This window comes from Shimia sp. R9_2 (assembly GCF_017743735.1).
In the GTDB taxonomy this organism is placed as follows: Bacteria; Pseudomonadota; Alphaproteobacteria; order Rhodobacterales; family Rhodobacteraceae; genus Shimia.
In genome coordinates this window covers 1-17,081 of record NZ_JAGHRO010000005.1, presented here as the reverse complement: position 1 = coordinate 17,081, position 17,081 = coordinate 1, and the positions used below count along the sequence as shown (strand labels likewise).

At 57.6% G+C, this 17,081-nt stretch carries 15 protein-coding genes and 1 tRNA gene; 8 read left to right on the top strand and 8 right to left on the bottom strand.

The annotated features are described in order from the left end of the window. Positions 1–127: 127 nt before the first annotated feature. Positions 128–1,186 carry an acyltransferase gene (locus tag J7400_RS13165; protein ID WP_209063971.1) on the top strand — a complete coding sequence of 353 codons (1,059 nt, stop codon included), beginning with the start codon at positions 128–130 and terminating at the stop codon, positions 1,184–1,186. A gap of 8 nt (positions 1,187–1,194) precedes the next feature. Here J7400_RS13165 and J7400_RS13160 read toward each other — a convergent pair whose 3' ends face one another. Both J7400_RS13160 and J7400_RS13155 read right to left on the bottom strand, forming a co-directional pair. Beyond that, positions 1,195–2,091, bottom strand: coding sequence for a hypothetical protein (locus J7400_RS13160; RefSeq protein WP_209063969.1), 897 nt, complete (start codon positions 2,089–2,091; stop codon positions 1,195–1,197). Positions 2,092–2,236: 145 nt separating this feature from the next. Beyond that, entirely contained in the window at positions 2,237–2,683 is a 447-nt protein-coding gene (locus J7400_RS13155) for a hypothetical protein (protein ID WP_209063967.1), read from the bottom strand. A gap of 958 nt (positions 2,684–3,641) precedes the next feature. On the opposite strand from J7400_RS13155, the gene J7400_RS13150 reads away from it, so the two are divergent. Genes J7400_RS13150 through J7400_RS13140 form a run of 3 tightly spaced genes read left to right on the top strand, consistent with a single transcriptional unit; the run spans position 3,642 to position 7,348 of the window. After that, positions 3,642–5,090: a mannose-1-phosphate guanylyltransferase/mannose-6-phosphate isomerase gene (locus J7400_RS13150; protein ID WP_209063965.1), complete on the top strand. Its 1,449-nt coding sequence runs from the start codon at positions 3,642–3,644 to the stop codon at positions 5,088–5,090. 12 nt (positions 5,091–5,102) lie between these two features. Next, positions 5,103–6,251, top strand: a complete 1,149-nt coding sequence (locus J7400_RS13145; protein ID WP_209063963.1) for a glycosyltransferase — start codon at positions 5,103–5,105, stop codon at positions 6,249–6,251. Beyond that, a complete protein-coding gene (locus J7400_RS13140) occupies positions 6,248–7,348 on the top strand; it encodes a glycosyltransferase family 1 protein (RefSeq protein ID WP_209063961.1) in 1,101 nt (366 codons plus the stop codon). Before J7400_RS13145 ends, J7400_RS13140 begins: the two co-directional genes overlap by 4 nt. Here J7400_RS13140 and J7400_RS13135 read toward each other — a convergent pair. Both J7400_RS13135 and J7400_RS13130 read right to left on the bottom strand, forming a co-directional pair. Beyond that, on the bottom strand, positions 7,345–8,121 hold the full coding sequence (locus J7400_RS13135) for a sulfotransferase (RefSeq protein ID WP_209063959.1): 777 nt from the start codon (positions 8,119–8,121) through the stop codon (positions 7,345–7,347). The two genes, J7400_RS13140 and J7400_RS13135, sit on opposite strands and share 4 nt — an antisense overlap. 101 nt (positions 8,122–8,222) lie before the next feature. After that, positions 8,223–9,854: a hypothetical protein gene (locus J7400_RS13130; protein ID WP_209063957.1), complete on the bottom strand. Its 1,632-nt coding sequence runs from the start codon at positions 9,852–9,854 to the stop codon at positions 8,223–8,225. A gap of 205 nt (positions 9,855–10,059) precedes the next feature. Between J7400_RS13130 and J7400_RS13125 the strand changes: the two genes are divergently transcribed. The 3 genes from J7400_RS13125 (at position 10,060) to J7400_RS13115 (ending at position 12,602) form a co-directional block, all read left to right on the top strand. Next, positions 10,060–10,974, top strand: a complete 915-nt coding sequence (locus J7400_RS13125) for a glycosyltransferase (RefSeq protein ID WP_209063955.1) — start codon at positions 10,060–10,062, stop codon at positions 10,972–10,974. A 173-nt stretch (positions 10,975–11,147) separates the two neighbouring features. After that, positions 11,148–11,738, top strand: coding sequence for an NAD(P)H-dependent oxidoreductase (locus J7400_RS13120; RefSeq protein WP_209063953.1), 591 nt, complete (start codon positions 11,148–11,150; stop codon positions 11,736–11,738). A gap of 141 nt (positions 11,739–11,879) precedes the next feature. Next, positions 11,880–12,602, top strand: a complete 723-nt coding sequence (locus J7400_RS13115; RefSeq protein WP_209063951.1) for a glutathione binding-like protein — start codon at positions 11,880–11,882, stop codon at positions 12,600–12,602. Positions 12,603–12,615: 13 nt separating this feature from the next. Here J7400_RS13115 and J7400_RS13110 read toward each other — a convergent pair whose 3' ends face one another. Both J7400_RS13110 and J7400_RS13105 read right to left on the bottom strand, forming a co-directional pair. After that, on the bottom strand, positions 12,616–14,865 hold the full coding sequence (locus J7400_RS13110) for an ATP-binding protein (protein ID WP_209063949.1): 2,250 nt from the start codon (positions 14,863–14,865) through the stop codon (positions 12,616–12,618). Positions 14,866–15,145: 280 nt separating this feature from the next. Then, entirely contained in the window at positions 15,146–15,790 is a 645-nt protein-coding gene (locus tag J7400_RS13105) for a 2-hydroxychromene-2-carboxylate isomerase (RefSeq protein ID WP_209063947.1), read from the bottom strand. Between the two features lie 303 nt (positions 15,791–16,093). On the opposite strand from J7400_RS13105, the gene J7400_RS13100 reads away from it, so the two are divergent. Beyond that, entirely contained in the window at positions 16,094–16,675 is a 582-nt protein-coding gene (locus J7400_RS13100) for a hypothetical protein (protein WP_209063945.1), read from the top strand. 56 nt (positions 16,676–16,731) lie between these two features. Here the strand turns inward: J7400_RS13100 and J7400_RS13095 are convergent. Both J7400_RS13095 and J7400_RS13090 read right to left on the bottom strand, forming a co-directional pair. Beyond that, positions 16,732–16,807, bottom strand: a tRNA-Trp gene (locus J7400_RS13095). A 162-nt stretch (positions 16,808–16,969) separates the two neighbouring features. Beyond that, positions 16,970–17,081 (bottom strand): hypothetical protein (locus J7400_RS13090; protein WP_209064502.1); only part of this gene is annotated, 112 nt, incomplete at its 5' end.

The window sequence follows — 17,081 nt, the reverse complement described above, 5'->3', positions numbered from 1 at the left end:
AAAATCTGCCCAATGCTGGGCACTATCATCTCCCGTAGGTTGACAGAGCCCATCTTTCCAGCAGAGCTAAAAAAGAGATCCGACCCATCTTTGTGTGCCAAGGCCCTTCGGGGAGAGGTCATTTGCTATGCTGTGTAATGTACAAGTTCTGCGCGCTGTTGCCGCGACCATGGTGGTTCTGCACCACCTGCGCACGCCGTTGCTCCCGCATGCCCCATGGATCAAGGACATCCATGTAGGTGCGGCCGGGGTCGATATTTTCTTTGTAATTTCGGGCTTTATCATCACGCTGACCACGGCGCAGAGAACCGCCACGCCAGCACAGTTCTTTGCACAGCGCGCTACACGCATCGTGCCGCTTTACTGGCTGTTCCTATTGCTCATCGCTGGCATGGTGGCTTTCGGCCTCCGTCCCGTTGGCCTCACCGACACAGACGCCACGCTGACCAATCTGTTCAAATCCATGGGCTTCATTCCGTTTGAGCGCAGTAACGGCGCGCTTATGCCCTTTCTCGGCGTCGGCTGGACCCTCAACTACGAAGCGTTTTTCTACCTGCTCTTTGGCGCCGCTCTTTTTCTGCCCAATCGCCACCGTCTGATGGCGATCACCACTTGCCTTCTGCTCTTGCCGCTGGCTGGCCTGCTTCTACAGCCCTCCGGCGCGGTGGCCCGCTTCTTCACCAACAGTATTCTCTTGGAGTTTCTCACCGGTTGCTGGCTGGCACATTGGTACCTGAACGCAGGCCCCATTGGCGGGCGGCGCAGCACCGGTTGGCTGTTGATCGCAGCCGGTGGTATTGGTCTGGCTCTCCCAGAAATTTTCGACTGGGGCCCCGATTTTCAACAACTCATGCCGCTTCGGTTTTTAATTTTCGGCCTGCCGGCCTTCTGCATCGTGGCTGGCGCACTTTGCCTGGAGCGCGCCTCCCAATCGCTCAAATCCCGGTTTTGGCAACAACAAGGCGCTGCAAGCTACGCTCTCTATCTGTCCCACACCATTGTGTTGCAAATCGGAGAAAAGGGGATCGCAGCCCTTGAGTTCGCCAGGCCACTCGGCGCTATCGGCACTGCGGCAGTGCTTTTTGTTGCGGCAATCTCTGCGGGCACAGCCACCCACCTCTGGATCGAACGGCCCATAACCCGCTGGTTTCGAGACAGTTTCACCCCAAAGCAATCACAGGCATAGGCCGCCAGCTATCGGTAGAACCGCTGCAGAACCGCGGCAACGCTCTGAATGGCAATGGCTTCGCTACGCGAAAAGTTTTGCGCCGCCACCCGTTGCGGCCGGATCTGGATCACCCCTCTGTCAAAGCGATCCGGATTGCCGAGGACAGAATGATACTGCGCGCCCGGTGCGACATCCCTTTCGCCACGCCAATCCATCGTGTCCACCAGCCCAGCAAACCAAGGCTCCAGCGCAGCGTGCAAGGTCGGGCGCGGTGCTTTGGCAAAATCCAGATAGTTCACGCGGCTCACCTTCTGCCCTCGATGGGCCAGACTGCGCGCGGCTTGTTCCACCTTGATCCAATCAAGCGCCGCGCTCCCCAAACTTGGCTTTTTCATCAAGCTATTGGTGGAGGGCTCAAATTTCGGCTTACGCCATGACGCAATCACATCACGGGCATTGCGATAAGCGTGCAAAAACACCGGTGGGCGTTCTGTGGCTGCCAAAACCCAAGCCCGCGGCCCCGCCTTGGAACTGTCGAGCACGATTTCAGCGCCACTCGCAAACCGCACGCCGTCAAACAGCCGGGCCTGCAATGCGTTAAAACGAACGATCCCCGGATCGCGCGCAATCTTTCTGAGATCATATCGCTTTCGCACGAGAAACTTATTGCGGACCACACTGGCCTCCAGCTCCGCAAGTTCGGCCAGATCATCCGCATCAATTTCAGCGTGCGACAAGGCGCTTTGCCAGAACGTGCAATCAGGCACGGTCGCACCGCAGGAACACATCAACCCGTCAATCGGTAGCCGCCACAGCGCGTGGATTTCTCCAACGCCCACCACTCTGTCTGAACTGTTGAGAACGCGCTCCATAACGGTGGAGCCGCTGCGCCCGGAGCCGATGATGTAAATCAGCCTGTCCAAGAAACCACCCGCAAAACAAATCAACCAACGCTGCCAGCTTATCGCGCGACGTATTTGCGGTAAACGGCACAGGCTAATCAGGCAGGTCCGTTTGGCCAGTCGCTCATTTTTTGATCAGGCTGCTTTGCTCAACGGTATCTCGTGTTCACCCGAAGAGTGCTTCCAAGCGATCATCCTGCTGGCCTTCGCCCAGATGAAGGCCACCGAAGAGGTTGATGGCCTCATTATTCCGACCCAGCTGAGTGCCCGATGCCACAAAATCCGGACCACGCTCATCAACATGCGCCAGCTTCAACACCAGCCGGTCACTTTCGAAAATATCAAAGTTGATGACGCGCTCACATACTTCATCGCCAGCCAGTGCCGTTTCATCGACATCGTCCCGCAAAACATCTGATGGGCCACCATCGGCCACAGATTCGTCGACCGTCACCTCAGCCAAACGATCCACGCCATTTGCGCCGATCACATTGTCATCTCCGTGCCCGACAAAGAGCGCCTCGCCCCCTTGGCGGGAGACCCAGCGGCTCTCATCGCGGTCAAGTTTCAGTGTTCTGTCTTTCCAGACATCGCGTTCTGCGGTGTCAGTCATTTTGTCTTCTCCACCTTGGCGCAGATCTTCTGGCTCCTGCACCGGATTGGGACTTTGCGTCCGATCTTCTCTGCCGATCATCGCGGCTTGCATATGCGCCGGGCTGACGAACCGATCCGTTGAATGCGCAACCCACTCGCGGGAAATAGTCGGCATGCTGTGCATACGCACTCCGCCCGCGACATTCAGGAAATGGCCACTATTCCTCGGTTCAATTCCGGCACCACAATTTCTCCAACAGAGTCGATATCTCTGCGAAGTTAATTTTCTACTGATCACTGGAAACGGTGGCAGCGGCACTACGCACGCGCCTGACACAAGATTATTTTTGTCTTTTGAATTATTTCGAGCGCATTTTCGAGACATGAATAGTTAACTAAATAATAATTCGGCAAATTGCCGCCGAACTGACGTTCATGCAACCAGCAAACAATCGCCCATAACGCCGTCATCAATGCTGATTCCGCTCACATATTTTGATTAAATTCCCAAGGACGAAACACCAATTCAACGCTCAACCATTTCGATAATTTCGCCAAATCCAAAACACGACAACGTTTCAAAAATCACAAAACAAAAATTAATCCTTCGTTAATATTTAATGAACAATACTTAACCATAAGGAGAATAAATCTAGGGAAGATCCCCTATCCGCCACAACCTCTGCCAAAACCACGACCTGACGTCACCGCTACAACCGCCTAACGGCCATGAAAACAACGCTGCATACTCTTTCGTGCGGAACTTTCCTCAAACGGTTAGTTCATGCGCAAAAAAGCTGGCAGTCAGCCTAATTTTCAGGCAATCTCCCGCAGCGGGTGATAGTTTTGTGACAATGTTCTCAATAACTTGAGGCAGTCACATGATACACTTATACCTGAATTCAGTTTCAGGATCTGCGTATACCCTCCCTGAATATTCTTCAGGATCTGTAGATTAATATTGGAGATAAACCCGAATGAAAATTTCGCCGGTTTTACTTTGTGGCGGTTCTGGAACGCGCTTGTGGCCTCTTTCTAGAAAGAGTTACCCCAAGCAATTTGTCGAATTGGTTGGCACGCACACTCTTTTTCAAGCATCCGCCCAGCGCCTTACGGGCGGCATTGAAAATATGAGCTTCTCAACTCCCGTTGTTATTACAAATTCCGACTTCCGTTTTATTGTCACCGAGCAATTAATGGATATCGGAATTGACCCCAAAACCATTCTAATTGAACCCGAGGGTCGCAATACCGCGCCCGCTGTATTGGCGGCGGCCTTGCACCTTCACTCCGAAGACCCGGACGCCGTCATGCTTGTAGGGCCATCTGACCATGTGGTGCCTGATGTGGCCGCGTTTCAGGCCAGCGTCAAAGCAGCGCTGCCTGCGCTTGGGCGCGGAGATCTGGTTACGTTCGGCATCACGCCAACCTCGCCGGAAACCGGTTACGGCTACTTGGAGCTCGAAGGCTCTCCCGAAAACGCTGAAGGCGCGATCAAGCTGTCGCGGTTTGTCGAAAAACCAAAGCTTGAGGTTGCCCAGGCCATGCTTGAGCAGGGCAACTATCTTTGGAATGCGGGCATCTTCCTGTTCAAAGCCAAAGACATCATTGCCGCCTTTGAGGCGCACGCCCCCAACCTCATCACCCCGGTCCAGGCCTCCGTTGAAGCGGCCGAAGTGGACCTTGGCTTCCTGCGGTTGGCGCCAGAGCCCTGGAGCGAGGCCGAAGACATCTCCATCGACTACGCGGTGATGGAGCGGGCCACCAATCTCTCAGTGATGCCTTTCACCGGCTATTGGTCTGACCTTGGCGGTTGGGACTCCGTATGGCGCAACAGCGATCAGAACGATCAGGGTGTCGCGCTTTCAGGCAATGCCACCGATATAGGCTGCCGCAACACCTTGCTGCGCTCCGAAACCGACACTCAGGAAATCGTCGGCATCGGCCTCGAAAACATCATTGCCGTAGCCATGAACGACGCGGTTCTGGTCGCGGATATGAGCAAGGCGCAAGACGTGAAACACGCCGTCACGGCGCTCAAGGCCAAGAACGCCTTGCAGGCAACCGCATTCCCCAAAGATCACCGTCCTTGGGGCTGGTTTGAAAGTCTCGTCATTGGCGATCGCTTTCAGGTCAAACGTATCCATGTCCACCCGGGCGCATCCCTGTCTCTGCAATCCCATCACCATCGGGCAGAGCATTGGATCGTCGTGGAGGGCACGGCAAGAGTAACGGTGGACAACACCGAACAACTGGTATCGGAAAACCAATCAATCTACGTCCCGCTTGGGGCGGTTCACCGGATGGAAAACCCTGGCAAAGTCCCCATGGTTCTCATCGAAGTTCAAACCGGCAGCTATCTCGGCGAAGATGACATCATTCGCTACGAAGATGTGTATTCGCGGGGGCAAGGTGCCAAAGGATAGGTAGGTTTCGCCATGTTGATGCGCTCCCCGGCACGCAACATCGCACTTGTACATGACTGGTTCCCCGGACTTGCTGGAGGAGAGTACGTAACCGCCGAATTGGCGCGTGCTTTCCCCGGCGCTCCCATACACACTCTCTTTGATTTTCTCACCGAGGAAGAGCGTGACTACGCGACAAACGGTGGGCTCAGCCCGCTCAAGGTCAGCCGGCTCAACCGGCTGCCCGGCGTGCAGAAATACTACCGATATCTGCTGCTTCAATGCGCCCGCGAGATCGAAAAATTCGACATGCGCGGCTTTGATTGCGTGATCAGTTCCTCCGCCGCCTTTTCCAAGGGCGTGATCACCGGGGTCGATCAACCCCATATCGCTTATATTCACTCACCTCCCCGCTATGCTTGGGATCTTGCACCAGAATATCTGGACAGTCTCGGTGGCGGTTTTCTAGGCCAGCTCAAGCGCCACCTTGCACACGGCATGCTCCACAAATTCCGCCTCTGGGATCTGCGCACGGTGAATATGGTGGATCACATCGTCGCCAATTCGGAATTCATCGCCAAGCGCATCGAGAAGGTCTACCGCCGCAAGGCGCAGGTGATCCACCCCCCCATTGATATGGAGCGTTTCCCCTACAACGAGGGCGCGCGCGATGACTACTTTGTCACCGCCTCCCGCTTTGTGCCCTACAAACGCATCGACCTCATTGTCGAAACCTTCACCCGCCGCCCGGACCTCAAACTCAAAGTCGTCGGCACCGGCCCGGAACAGTCGCGCATCATGGCCCTTGCCGGCCCCAATGTGGAGTTCACCGGCCGCCTTGCCGACGCCGATATGGCGAAGTGTTTCCGCAATGCCCGCGCCTTTCTTTTTGCTGCACTAGAGGATTTTGGCATGGTACCGGTCGAGGCGCAGGCCTGCGGCACTCCGGTTATTGCCTTTGGTGTCGGAGGCTCTGCTGAAACCGTGCGCGGGCTGGACAAAGGCGATCCCACCGGCGTGCTCTATAACGAACAGAGCATTCCGTCGTTGCTAGGCGCGGTCGATCAGTTCCTTGCGGTGGAGGACGACATCAAACCCAAAGCCGTGCGCCGCCACGCCGAAAGCTTCCGTAAAGAAGTGTTTCAGAAAAAAATGCAGCAACTGGTTGAGGAGATCATGTGACGACCCGACTTCCGGTTTTTGTCAACGGGCGCTTCTTGACCGCAGACACCACAGCAGTAAACACAGTCGCGCGCGAGCTGACCCTGGCCTTGGCCAGACTTCAGGCGACCGACCCGGACGTCGCCGCCCGCTATGACCTCAAAGTGGTTGTCCCCCCCGCCGCGAAAAAAGCAGCGCAAGCCTTAGGCATCCCGTTTCAGGTCTTCGGCCGCCTCGGCGGCATTTTCTGGGAACAGCTGGAACTTCCCCGCCTGAGTCGCCGCGGCCGCATCGCCGGCTTTTTTAACACCGCTCCGCTGCTCGGCAAAAACCATGTCACCATGCTGCACGATGCCCATGTCTTTGATGCACCGGAAAGCTACAGCTTCACCACGCGTCAGTGGCGCAAGCTGCTGTCTTATGGTGCGGCCACTGATGGGCGGCTGGTGTTGGCGGTATCGGAATATTCCAAGTCCCGGCTGGTGGCTTTGGGCATCGCCAAATCAGATCAGATCCATGTGGTCTCAAATGGCGTCGGCCATCTGGCCGCCCTGTCTTCACACAGCTACAACCCGAACAACGCCCCGCCGAAGACGCCTTATTTCGTGGCCCTCTCAAGCCTGCAGGATCACAAGAACATCGCCGTCTTGCTGCAGGCCTTTGCGCGGTCCGACATGCAAAATGCCCAGCTGGTGCTGGTCGGAAAATCCACCAAACAGGCGTTCCTGAGCGCAGGTCATGTGGTGCCGGACAACGTCCATTTCCCGGGGTTTGTCTCCAATCGGGAACTCGCCGCCCTCTATCAGGGGGCCGTTGCCGTGCTCACGCCATCACGCACCGAAGGTTTCGGCCTTCCCCCTGCCGAAGCGTTGACACTGGGCACCCCGGCCATCGCCGCGCCATGCGGAGCCCTGCCTGAAGTGTGCGGTGACGGCGCACTTTACGCGGATCCCGACAATCCTGAAGACTGGGCGATCAGCGCCCAACTCTTGATGAGCCAACCCGCCCTGCGCAGCTCTCTGATCGCTGCGGGCCGCGCGCATATTTCCGACTTCACCTGGGAGAATGCCGCCCGCGCGGTGATTGCCGCGCTGGATCAGCACCGGGTTGCTTCCTAACCCGCTTCCATCATCTGCAACAACGCCTCATAGGCCTTCCGGCATTGCGCCAACAGAGACGGCGCAATGTTGGGCATCGGCGCTTCTTCTTGAGGCACGCGCCGTTCAATCCTGGCATGGTTGCCACTTTGGATCGGATCGCCCGCCCCCGCCCCGATGCTCGCCGCCCGGCTGACATAGCGGTTCTCTAGCGGAGGGGTCATCTGCAGCATGTGCTGAATGCGCGCCACGGCGGCCTCCGGATCAGACAGCAACGCCTCGCTGCGCAACCCGATGCGCCGCTCTGGCGCAAACCGTGGCCACAGGCGTGTGAGCCGCCGCACCCGCGCCAGATAATATTGCGCCGCTGTGATCTCATCGGGGTACTCACTGGACCCCACATGCTGGAACAGATTGGCCACCGACAGGATTGTCGGCTCCGGCGCCCGCAACAAGAAGACCACACGCGCAGCAAAAAATGCCTCCGGCAGGTCACGGTCGAGCCGATTGTGGAGCATCTTGTCAAACAGGTATCGCGCGCTCGGCGACCACGCGCTGCGCCTTGCCTGATTGACCGCCAGCTGCCCAAGGCTCCCGCGTCCTTGATAAGAAATATGCGCCTCGCCATAGCCTGAAATCTGAGGATGGCTGCACAGCACGTTAGATAAGGCTGTTGTTGCGCCCCGCATGTGAGACATCACAAATATCGCGCGGTCAAAGCGGCATTGCGGATTAACCGCCGCCACCGCGGCCCCCACCGGTGCCTTCACAAATGATCTCACAGAAACGGTCATAAAAATGGCCAAACACACAGAATACAAGCTCATTCCTGCGCCATCACCGCCCCTGTGTCAAAGCTTCATGGACCCGAGGTGACCCTTTTCCCACCCGCTGCTCAGTTACGGGCAACCTCAGCATCAAAAAGCTGAAATCGGTGGCGCAAACTATCACCACGCATTGAACCATTGGCCCGCACGACGATGTCCACGGCCTGCCCCGCAAGCAGTTTGACACCTGTCAGTGCGATCTCCTCTTCCGTTTGCACAACCTGCTCCGCCAGCACCACGTCGCCAGCCTTGACGACAATCATCACCCCATCGCCACCCTGCCCCGTGATCTCCAGCTTGGCGGACACATCAAGCGTACCCCCCCGCGCCGAAACATAACGATGCACGATCCCGATATCCTGAGCACGCCCCCCGCCCAGCTGCATCCCGCGCGCCGTCAGCCGCACACCTTCGGCAAGATCCGTGCCAAGGTAAGGCGTCCAGGGTCTGCCCCGCGCCTCCTGCCCCGGTCGCGTGACAAACGGCCTCTCTTCAGCCCCAGCCACCTGCAGGAAACGCTGAAATCCCGGCGCTCTGCCTAGAGCTTCCCCCTCCGAAGGGTAGGCAAACTGATCAAAGCTATCGGCCAGCAGCGCCTGCGCCCCCAGCCGAATATCCGTGCCCAGCGCAAGTGGCCGCTCTGCGCTGAAAACCAACGGTGCCTCACGTGACAAGGCCATCTCTTCCCGGGCAGGCACCTCCACCGCATCAGCGCCGCGCACAGTCACATCTGCCGCCGTTACTGTCACCGGACGCGGCGCACCCCAAAGCACCAGCTTGCGGCCGCCATCAAAGGCGCAGCCATAGGTAAAGGCCCCGGCTTCAACCGTCTCAACATCCGTGCCCGAGAGTTCAGCAGCAATCATGCGATAGCTGCGCCCCGCTGGCTCGATCCTCCCATCGCGCGTAAATAGCCCCGCATATTTCCCCCTGCGCGCCAGCGGATACCAAGCGACGCGGTCCACACCCGCCAGTGCCATCTGGCAATAGTACCGCAGCATGTAGCCCGGCGCCGCCTCCCGGTCGATATGACCAAACTCCGTCACATCAATGCCAAGCCCCGCCATCTCCGGATGCCGACGCAGAACCGCCACTTGCCGCACAAACTGTTCCGGCTCTGTGGTGTAGGGATGAAGCGCGATGGCATCCATCCACGCCGCCGCACCCTGATCAAGAAGCCGCCACAGGTAGCCTGCGGGGATCGAATGCGCGGCCCCGCCAATGATGCGTACCTCAGGAGCTCGCGCACGCAACCTCTCTGAAACGGCGGCCAGATGCGCCGCATGCAAATCCGCGCGCCCCATCGGCCCCAGTTTAAGCGCCGGACCTTTGACAAAACTGCCTCCGTTAAACTCATTGGCCACCTCTATGGCCACCACCCCGGGATAGGCCGTGGACACCGCCTCCACATAGCGCGCAAAGGCGGCGATGCCGTGTTCTGTAATCACCGTATTGCCTGCCTCATAAAGCGGGTTCGCGGGATGCACGATCAGCGTTGTCGCGACCTTCTCCAGATCAAATTGCGCAGGAAAACCCGTGCGCGGCCTGCCGAAGTCATAGGCGCCTGCCGCGCGTTCCAGCTCTTTCCAAGAAATGGAATCGCGCATGTTGAGAATGGGAAACGCCTGCGCCAGCCGCAGCACCCGATCCTGCTGATCCACCCCAAAATTGCTTGCCACGCCAATTGGCGGTGCCCTCAATTTCCCCTCAGCGCCACTTTGCTGCGCAGATAAAAAACCGCCCAACAGCGCACAGGCAACAATCTGCCTAAGCAGCGGGCCTCTTTTGCGAAATACCACCAAACACACCATCAAAAACCGGAAAAGGCACAACTGTCACTTTATCGCATTATGCAACCTGCTAGACATATAGACACTGGAAAATGAAATTTTTCGGAGTGCTTGTATGTCGGTTGCCCCAAAGCGCGTAGCAGTGGTGATTTGCTCGCTTGGTCGCTCTGACACTCTGGCCCAAATGATGCCCTATCTGATGCGGCAGACCGTCTTGCCAAGCCGGATCCTGCTTGTGGTCACCAAACCCGAAGACGCGCCGGATTTTGCAAAACTTCTCCCCCACGCACCTGTCTTCCCAGAGGTGATCCTCTCGGAAAAAGGCTCGTCCAGGCAACGCAATGTCGGGCTGGATCGCGTTGTGGATCAGTCCGATTTTGTCTTCTTTCAAGATGATGACTATGTGCCCAGCTGCCACGTGATTGCTGACATCATCAAAGCTTTTGAGGCCTTCCCGGAGGTGACCGGCGTCACCGGCAATCTCTTGGCGGATGGGATCAACTCTGAGGGCATCAGCATCAAGGAAGCGGGGCATGCAGTGGTCAATTGGGAGCAGCAAGCACCGGACGCTGGAAGGGGGGAACCCAAAATCATGAACTCCGGCCTGCTCGGGCTTTACGGCTGCAACATGGCGGTGCGGACCTCTGCGGCCAAAGACGTGCGCTTTGACGAGAAACTCCCACTCTATGCATGGCAGGAAGATCTCGACTTTGGCGCCCGCCTGCCCGGCCAGAAGGTCAGACTGCAAAGCCTTGTGGGGGTGCATTGCGGCGTCAAATCTGGCCGCGAGCGCAATGGCGCAATTCTGGGCTATTCCCAGATCGCCAACCCGCTCTATCTGATCCGCAAAGGCAGCATTCCGTGGCGGCGCGGCCTGACCATGTGCCTGCGCAACTTCGCTGCCAACCACCTGCGATCCCTGCGCCCGGAGGCATGGGTCGACAGACGCGGCCGCGCCCGCGGCAACTGGATGGCCATCGCGGATGTGCTGATGGGCCGGTCTGACCCCGAAAAGATCCTGAAAATGTAATTGGGGAGGGCGCCTAATGCCTTCCGTTCAATGGCTTTTCTCGTCCCCTCTGCAGGTTTCACGGAAACGTGCGGATTTGAGAAACGCGCACAGGTTGAACTTCACATTGGGCAACCACACGTCCTGCGCACCGCACCTCCCCAAGCGGTTGTCCCAAATGCAAGGAATGCATCATGACCAACATACTGATCCTCAACGGCGCCCAACCCTATGAATTTGCACCGGGCCGGCTGAACGCCTCTTTGACCGATCGCGCCCGCGCAGCGCTCGAAGCCAAAGGCCATGACGTGCGCGTCACAACTGTCGCCGAGGGCTATGACGTAGACGCCGAGATCGCGAACCACCAATGGGCGGACACTGTGATTTTCCAGTTCCCGGTCAACTGGATGGGCGTGCCGTGGTCCTTCAAGAAATACATGGATGAAGTCTATACCGCCGGTCTGGATGGCCGCTTAAGCGCGGGCGATGGCCGCACCGAAGAAGCCCCCAAAGCCAACTACGGCATGGGTGGCGCGCTCACCGGCACCCGCTACATGTTGTCGGTCACATTCAACGCTCCGCGTGAGTCTTTTGATGACCCTGCCGAGGCTCTTTTTGCTGGTGGCAGCGTTGATGACCTGCTGCGCCCCATGCACCTGAACGCAAAGTTCTTTGACATGTCCGCCCTGCCAACCTTTGCCGCGTTTGATGTGATGAAGAATCCCGACATTGCCGCAGATTTTGAGCGTTTTGACGCCCATCTCGCGGCACATCTCGCAGCCTGACGGCCATTGCCCCCAGCCAATCTTGCATCCCAAACTCGGCGGCTGCACCAGTCAAATGTGTTGCCGCCAGCCACCTGTCGCCAGCAATAGCCGAAGCTGCTAGCCTGTGGATGCAAGCTTGCCGAACCCCGGAGTGCCCTCATGCCCGCGCCAGACATCCATCTCTATACCGCTGCCACAATGAACGGCTACAAACCGGTCCTGTTTCTGGAAGAGGCCGGCGTTCCCTACGATCTGACATTCGTTGATTTTGGCAAACGCGAGCAGAAAGCGCCGGACTATATGAAGCTCAACCCGAACGGCCGTATCCCTACCATCGTGGATCGCTCAAACGGCGATTTTGCGGTGTTTGAGAGCGGGGCAATCCTTTGGTATCTGGCCGAAAAATACGGGAAGTTCCTGCCAACAGATCCAAACGCACGGTCCGAGACACTGCAGTGGCTTATGTTTCAAATGGGCGGTGTCGGGCCGATGATGGGCCAAGCCATGTACTTCCAGCGCATCGCCGCGCCCAACGGGCATGAAGAGCCCTACGCAATCAAGCGCTATGTGGATGAGAGCCGCCGCCTTCTCGAAGTGCTCAACACCCGCCTTAAAGGCCGCGAGTGGCTTGCGGGCGAGAATTACAGCATCGCCGATATGGCAACCTTTCCATGGGCACGTGCGTACGCCTGGGCCAAGGTTTCGATCGACGGGCTGTCGCATCTGCAAGCGTGGTTTGACCGCATCGACGCCCGCCCTGCAACGCAAAGAGCACTCACCATCCCCAAGGCCCAGCCGCAATTCTGGAGCGCCTCAGCGCAGGATGATGCCTTTGGCGCCGAAAACGCTGCGCGCTTTGCGATGGATGCAAAACAGCCTTAGGTCACGCCAAGCGTCACGCTGCGCCGGTGATCTGTCCGTTTTTCTGGTGATCAGCAATCCAGTTCAAAAGCTGAACCTTGCGCAGCGGCTTTGTGAGAAATTCATCCATGCCCGCATCCAGACACGCCTGCATTTCCCCATCAAACGCATGTGCGGTCAGCGCCACAATGGTCGGCTGCGCAATGGCCATTTTGCGAATGGCCTTCGTCGCTTCCACGCCGTTCAGGCGCGGCATCGACATATCCATAAAAATCAGGTTGGGCGCAAAACCCTCAACCATCTCGACCGCTTCCTGACCATCTTCGGCAAAGGCCAGCTCCAGCGGTTGATCCTTGAGGTATTTTTTCATCAGGAAACGGTTGGTCTGATTGTCCTCAGCCACCAGTATGCGCAGCCCCGGCTCGATCTGTGCGGGCGCATCTGAGTTGGCAGCCTCCATGGGGGACAGCTCAGACTGCTCCACATCCTCATAAGGGATCTCAACGCAGAATGTTGCCCCTTCGCCGGGCTCAGACTCCACCATGATGCTGCCGCCCATAACATCCAGAATGTGCCGCGTGATCGACAGACCAAGTCCCGTACCGCCAAACTTGCGCGAGGTCGCGGCTTCGGCTTGGGTGAAGTGATCAAAAATCTTGTCCTGCTGATCTTTCGGAATGCCGACCCCCGTGTCGCTGATTTCACAGATCAGGCGCCGCCCCTTCGCATCATAGGTGTGGCGCAGCATCACATCTACCCCTCCAGTGTCGGTGAACTTGATGGCGTTGCCCAAAATATTGGTCAGTACCTGACGGATACGCCCGTCATCAGCCTTCACGTAGTCCGGCGTGCTCTCCCCGACATTAAAGGTGATCACCAGCCCTTTGTCGTCCGCCGCAGGGCTCAACAGATCCAAGGTCTCCTTGATGCAGGCGTGTGGTGAAAACACCACCGGATGCAACTGCATCCGCCCGGCATCCAACTTGGACAGGTCCAGAATGTCGTTGATGATTGCCATCAGCGACATGGAGGATCCGCGAATGGTCTCGGTAAAGCGCGCCTGTTCTGTGTCCAGCTGGGTTTCAGCCAAAAGATCGGCCATGCCGATCACACCGGACAGCGGCGTGCGAATCTCATGGCTCATGTTTGCCAGAAACTCCGCTTTGGTGCGCGCGCCCTGCTCAGCCGCCTCACGGGCTTTCACCATGTCTTGCGAGTGTTGACGCGCTTCCGTCACGTCCCTTTCAATGGACACGAAGAACTCAACTTCGCCAGTTTCATCGCGGATCGGACAGAGGTTCACATCCACCCAGATGCGTCGACCGTCCTTGGTCACATTCTGCAGCTCACCGCGAAAAGCCCGGCCGGCGGCCACAGCATCCTCAATGGGTTTGTAGCTTCGCAGCTCTTCGATGTTGCCGGTCAACAGATCGACAATGGCTTGCCCCTTTGCCTCAGCCAAAGAAAACCCTGTGATCCGTGTGAAAGCGTCATTCACCCAGACGATGTGCCGGTTCTTGTCAGAAATGATCACACAGTCGTTGGCATTGCGGGCCACCAGCGACAGCTGGCGCATCTCGGTCTGCTGTTCCTGCAGGCGCGCCGTCACCGCCTTCATCTCCGCCCGCTGCTGACGCAGATCTTGGGTGATACGGGCGTTTTCCAGCCCCGCCTTCGAAAATGCGATGAACATATAACACAGGCAAAACATCAGCATCACGCTGGAGGCGCGGATGAGGTAGAACGGCTCAAAGGACCCCAGCTGCAGAGCATGCACCCCCATCAGCACGAACGGAGCGCTGGCATAGAAAAACAACCTGCAAATGGCTGTTGCTGGGTTTTTCGGCAGGGCGATTGTCGCGTTCACCGCGCCGATACAGAGCGCCCCAACGACAAACAGCAAATCAGCCTCTTCAAGCTCCGCAAAGTAAAACACCGCAATGCTGGCCACAAAGGCGCCACCCTGAACGGCGCTGGAGATCACTGCCAGCCTTTGCGCAGGCCGCAACCGCCCTGCGTCAATCAGGCGGCGCACATGGGTTCTCAGGATATGGCTGTCCAACCAATCACCGCCAACAGCGAGCAGAAAGGCAATCGCAACAATCCACGGATCCAACGCAAAGCTGGCAATGAAACAGCCGATCGCAAACAGCACCAGCCGCGCCTTCCAACGCGCAGCCCGCTCCTCTGCATACTCTTTAAGCAGCTGACGGCGTTTTTGCAGAACGGCGTCAACGGGCAGGGCGTCCTGCGCTGAGTAAAGAGCTGTCGGTGCCTGGGTCATGGTCTCGTTAGAGGTTAAATAGGTATTCAGAAACTATTTAAAGGGTCACAAACGTTAACATCGCGACTGGGAAAGTCGCCATTTTTCATAGCGTTTTCAGTATTCTAAAAATCATTTGCTGTAAATTTTAAGTTGATCACACGGCTAATCGTGCGATCAGACACTTACTTTTGGGTGAGCATTCAAGTCAAGACACCCGCTATGCGCTTACACGCCGCGACGTCACGTACAAACCTTTCGCCCGCCAGCAGCGCATAAAAAATCTGCAAACAGCCATGCCTCAGCCAACCGGCGGGTTTTGGAACCGATGCGGGCCAAAGGGCGTCTCTAGCGCGTGCTCCAGAAGCTCCAAGTGGTCCTGCCCATAGAACATGTCCCCGTTCAACACATAGGTGGGCGAGCCAAATACGTTGCGCGCCATGGCCTCCTGCGTGTTTGCCGCCAACTGCGCCTGCACCGGCGCCGACATCGCCGTATCCAGCAACCCGGTCGCATCTACCCCTTCGCGCTGCAACACCTCGGCCAAGGCTCCTGCATCGCTCAAGTCCATATCGTCGCGCCAATGCCCCTGCAGCAGGGCAAAGGCCAACCTGTCCAGATCAAAGCCCGCCTCTGCGGCTGCAATCATCACACCACTGGAGAGCGCAAGCGGCGCATCGTGAAAACTCGGACGATGCCCAAGCACCTCCACGCCCCGGAACGCGGCCCACCGCTCGATTTCGCGACCAAAGAAATAGTCCACATGCGCCTGCGTCCGGCCCGCAAAAGACATCCCGCCTGCATGCTCCACGACTGGCGACAGCTCTATGGGCCGATGCCGCAACCGCGCGCCGTTCCTGGCACAGATGTCCAGAAGCCTCTGATGCCCGATATAGGCAAAGGCAGAGTGGGTGGAATAAAAATATTCAATCTCGATTTCAGCCATAGCGGGACGCTAACAGCGGCCCTCTCCCATAACCAGAAAAAAGCTCCAGCCCCCTCCGCCGCCCCGCACAACAAATCAGCAGCCACCGGCTCAACTCCGCCTGTGGCCCGTCACATGCAGATAACACTCTGCCGCTACGACAACCCATGATAGCTTACCTGCGGCGCATAGCGGCATGCTCATCTGCCGGGGATCGCTGAGAATTTCGACCAGCCCCGCCCCCTTTCAGAGCCTGTCAAATGTGCCGCTACGGGCCCCAAGTCCCGGTCTGTGCCAGTATGGATAGTGTTAAGGACGAGAGACATGAAACGGCTTTTGATTGTCACCGGTTTTGAATCTTCCGGCAGCGTATTCCTTGCCCGCGTGGCCTCACACGTGCTCCAGAAATGCAAAACCTTCGGCGCGTGGGATGGCTACGGCTGGAACGGCGACAAGGGCGACGACCTGGTGATCATCCACCGCTCGATGCCCTACTCCCGCGGGCCAAAAAAATGGTTTGAGGAGCTTCAGGACGAAATCAAGGATCTGGCCGACTATGATGTGCGCTTCGTGATCTGCACCCGCGACCTTTCCATCAGCCGCACCAGCCGCCAGCTCCGATTTGGCGGCGCGACCGCGACGTACAAAGCCGATGATGCGCGCGCGCGTGATATCTTCGCCAACATCATGCAGACACATGAGTATTACATCTTCAGCTTTGAAAGCGCACTGGCGCTGCGCGAGATCTACTATCAGGATTTCTACAAATGGCTTGGGGTGGAGAGCAGCTTCTCGCCTCCACTCTTTGATGCCAACGCGCCTTATGTGAAGTTTAAAACCCCACAGCGCGCCATCAAACTGGCCCGCATGTCCGCCGGTCGCTTCAGGCGCATGGTCCGCATTTAACGCGTCGAACCCGCCGCTAAGCGCACGGTTCTCTGACACAGGTATCTTTTGGGAAATGGCAGGGGCACCAGGGCTCGAACCCGGGACCTACGGTTTTGGAGACCGTCGCTCTACCAACTGAGCTATACCCCTAACGTGAGCAGTTTCGTAGTGCAGTGCTGCAGGAAGGGCAAGAGGGAAAACGCGCAAAATGCGCTCTCATCGCGGCTTTCTTCCCTTGGCGAGACCGCGCCTTACCAAAGCAAAAAGGCCGCCCCGAGGGGCGGCCTTTCCGTAAACAATCAGAAGGTCTGATTATTCGACGATTTTGGACACAACACCGGAACCAACGGTGCGGCCGCCTTCACGGATCGCGAAGCGCAGGCCGGCTTCCATTGCGATCGGTGCGATCAGCTCAACGTTGAAC

Bases quoted from the DNA above. Each gene is read 5' to 3' on its own strand.
- J7400_RS13165 (WP_209063971.1), top strand. From the start codon at position 128: ATGCTGTGTAATGTACAAGTTCTGCGCGCTGTTGCCGCGACCATGGTG.
- J7400_RS13155 (WP_209063967.1), bottom strand. From the start codon at position 2,683: ATGACTGACACCGCAGAACGCGATGTCTGGAAAGACAGAACACTGAAA.
- J7400_RS13150 (WP_209063965.1), top strand. From the start codon at position 3,642: ATGAAAATTTCGCCGGTTTTACTTTGTGGCGGTTCTGGAACGCGCTTG.
- J7400_RS13145 (WP_209063963.1), top strand. From the start codon at position 5,103: ATGTTGATGCGCTCCCCGGCACGCAACATCGCACTTGTACATGACTGG.
- J7400_RS13135 (WP_209063959.1), bottom strand. From the start codon at position 8,121: ATGACCGTTTCTGTGAGATCATTTGTGAAGGCACCGGTGGGGGCCGCG.
- J7400_RS13125 (WP_209063955.1), top strand. From the start codon at position 10,060: ATGTCGGTTGCCCCAAAGCGCGTAGCAGTGGTGATTTGCTCGCTTGGT.
- J7400_RS13120 (WP_209063953.1), top strand. From the start codon at position 11,148: ATGACCAACATACTGATCCTCAACGGCGCCCAACCCTATGAATTTGCA.
- J7400_RS13115 (WP_209063951.1), top strand. From the start codon at position 11,880: ATGCCCGCGCCAGACATCCATCTCTATACCGCTGCCACAATGAACGGC.
- J7400_RS13110 (WP_209063949.1), bottom strand. From the start codon at position 14,865: ATGACCCAGGCACCGACAGCTCTTTACTCAGCGCAGGACGCCCTGCCC.
- J7400_RS13105 (WP_209063947.1), bottom strand. From the start codon at position 15,790: ATGGCTGAAATCGAGATTGAATATTTTTATTCCACCCACTCTGCCTTT.
- J7400_RS13100 (WP_209063945.1), top strand. From the start codon at position 16,094: ATGAAACGGCTTTTGATTGTCACCGGTTTTGAATCTTCCGGCAGCGTA.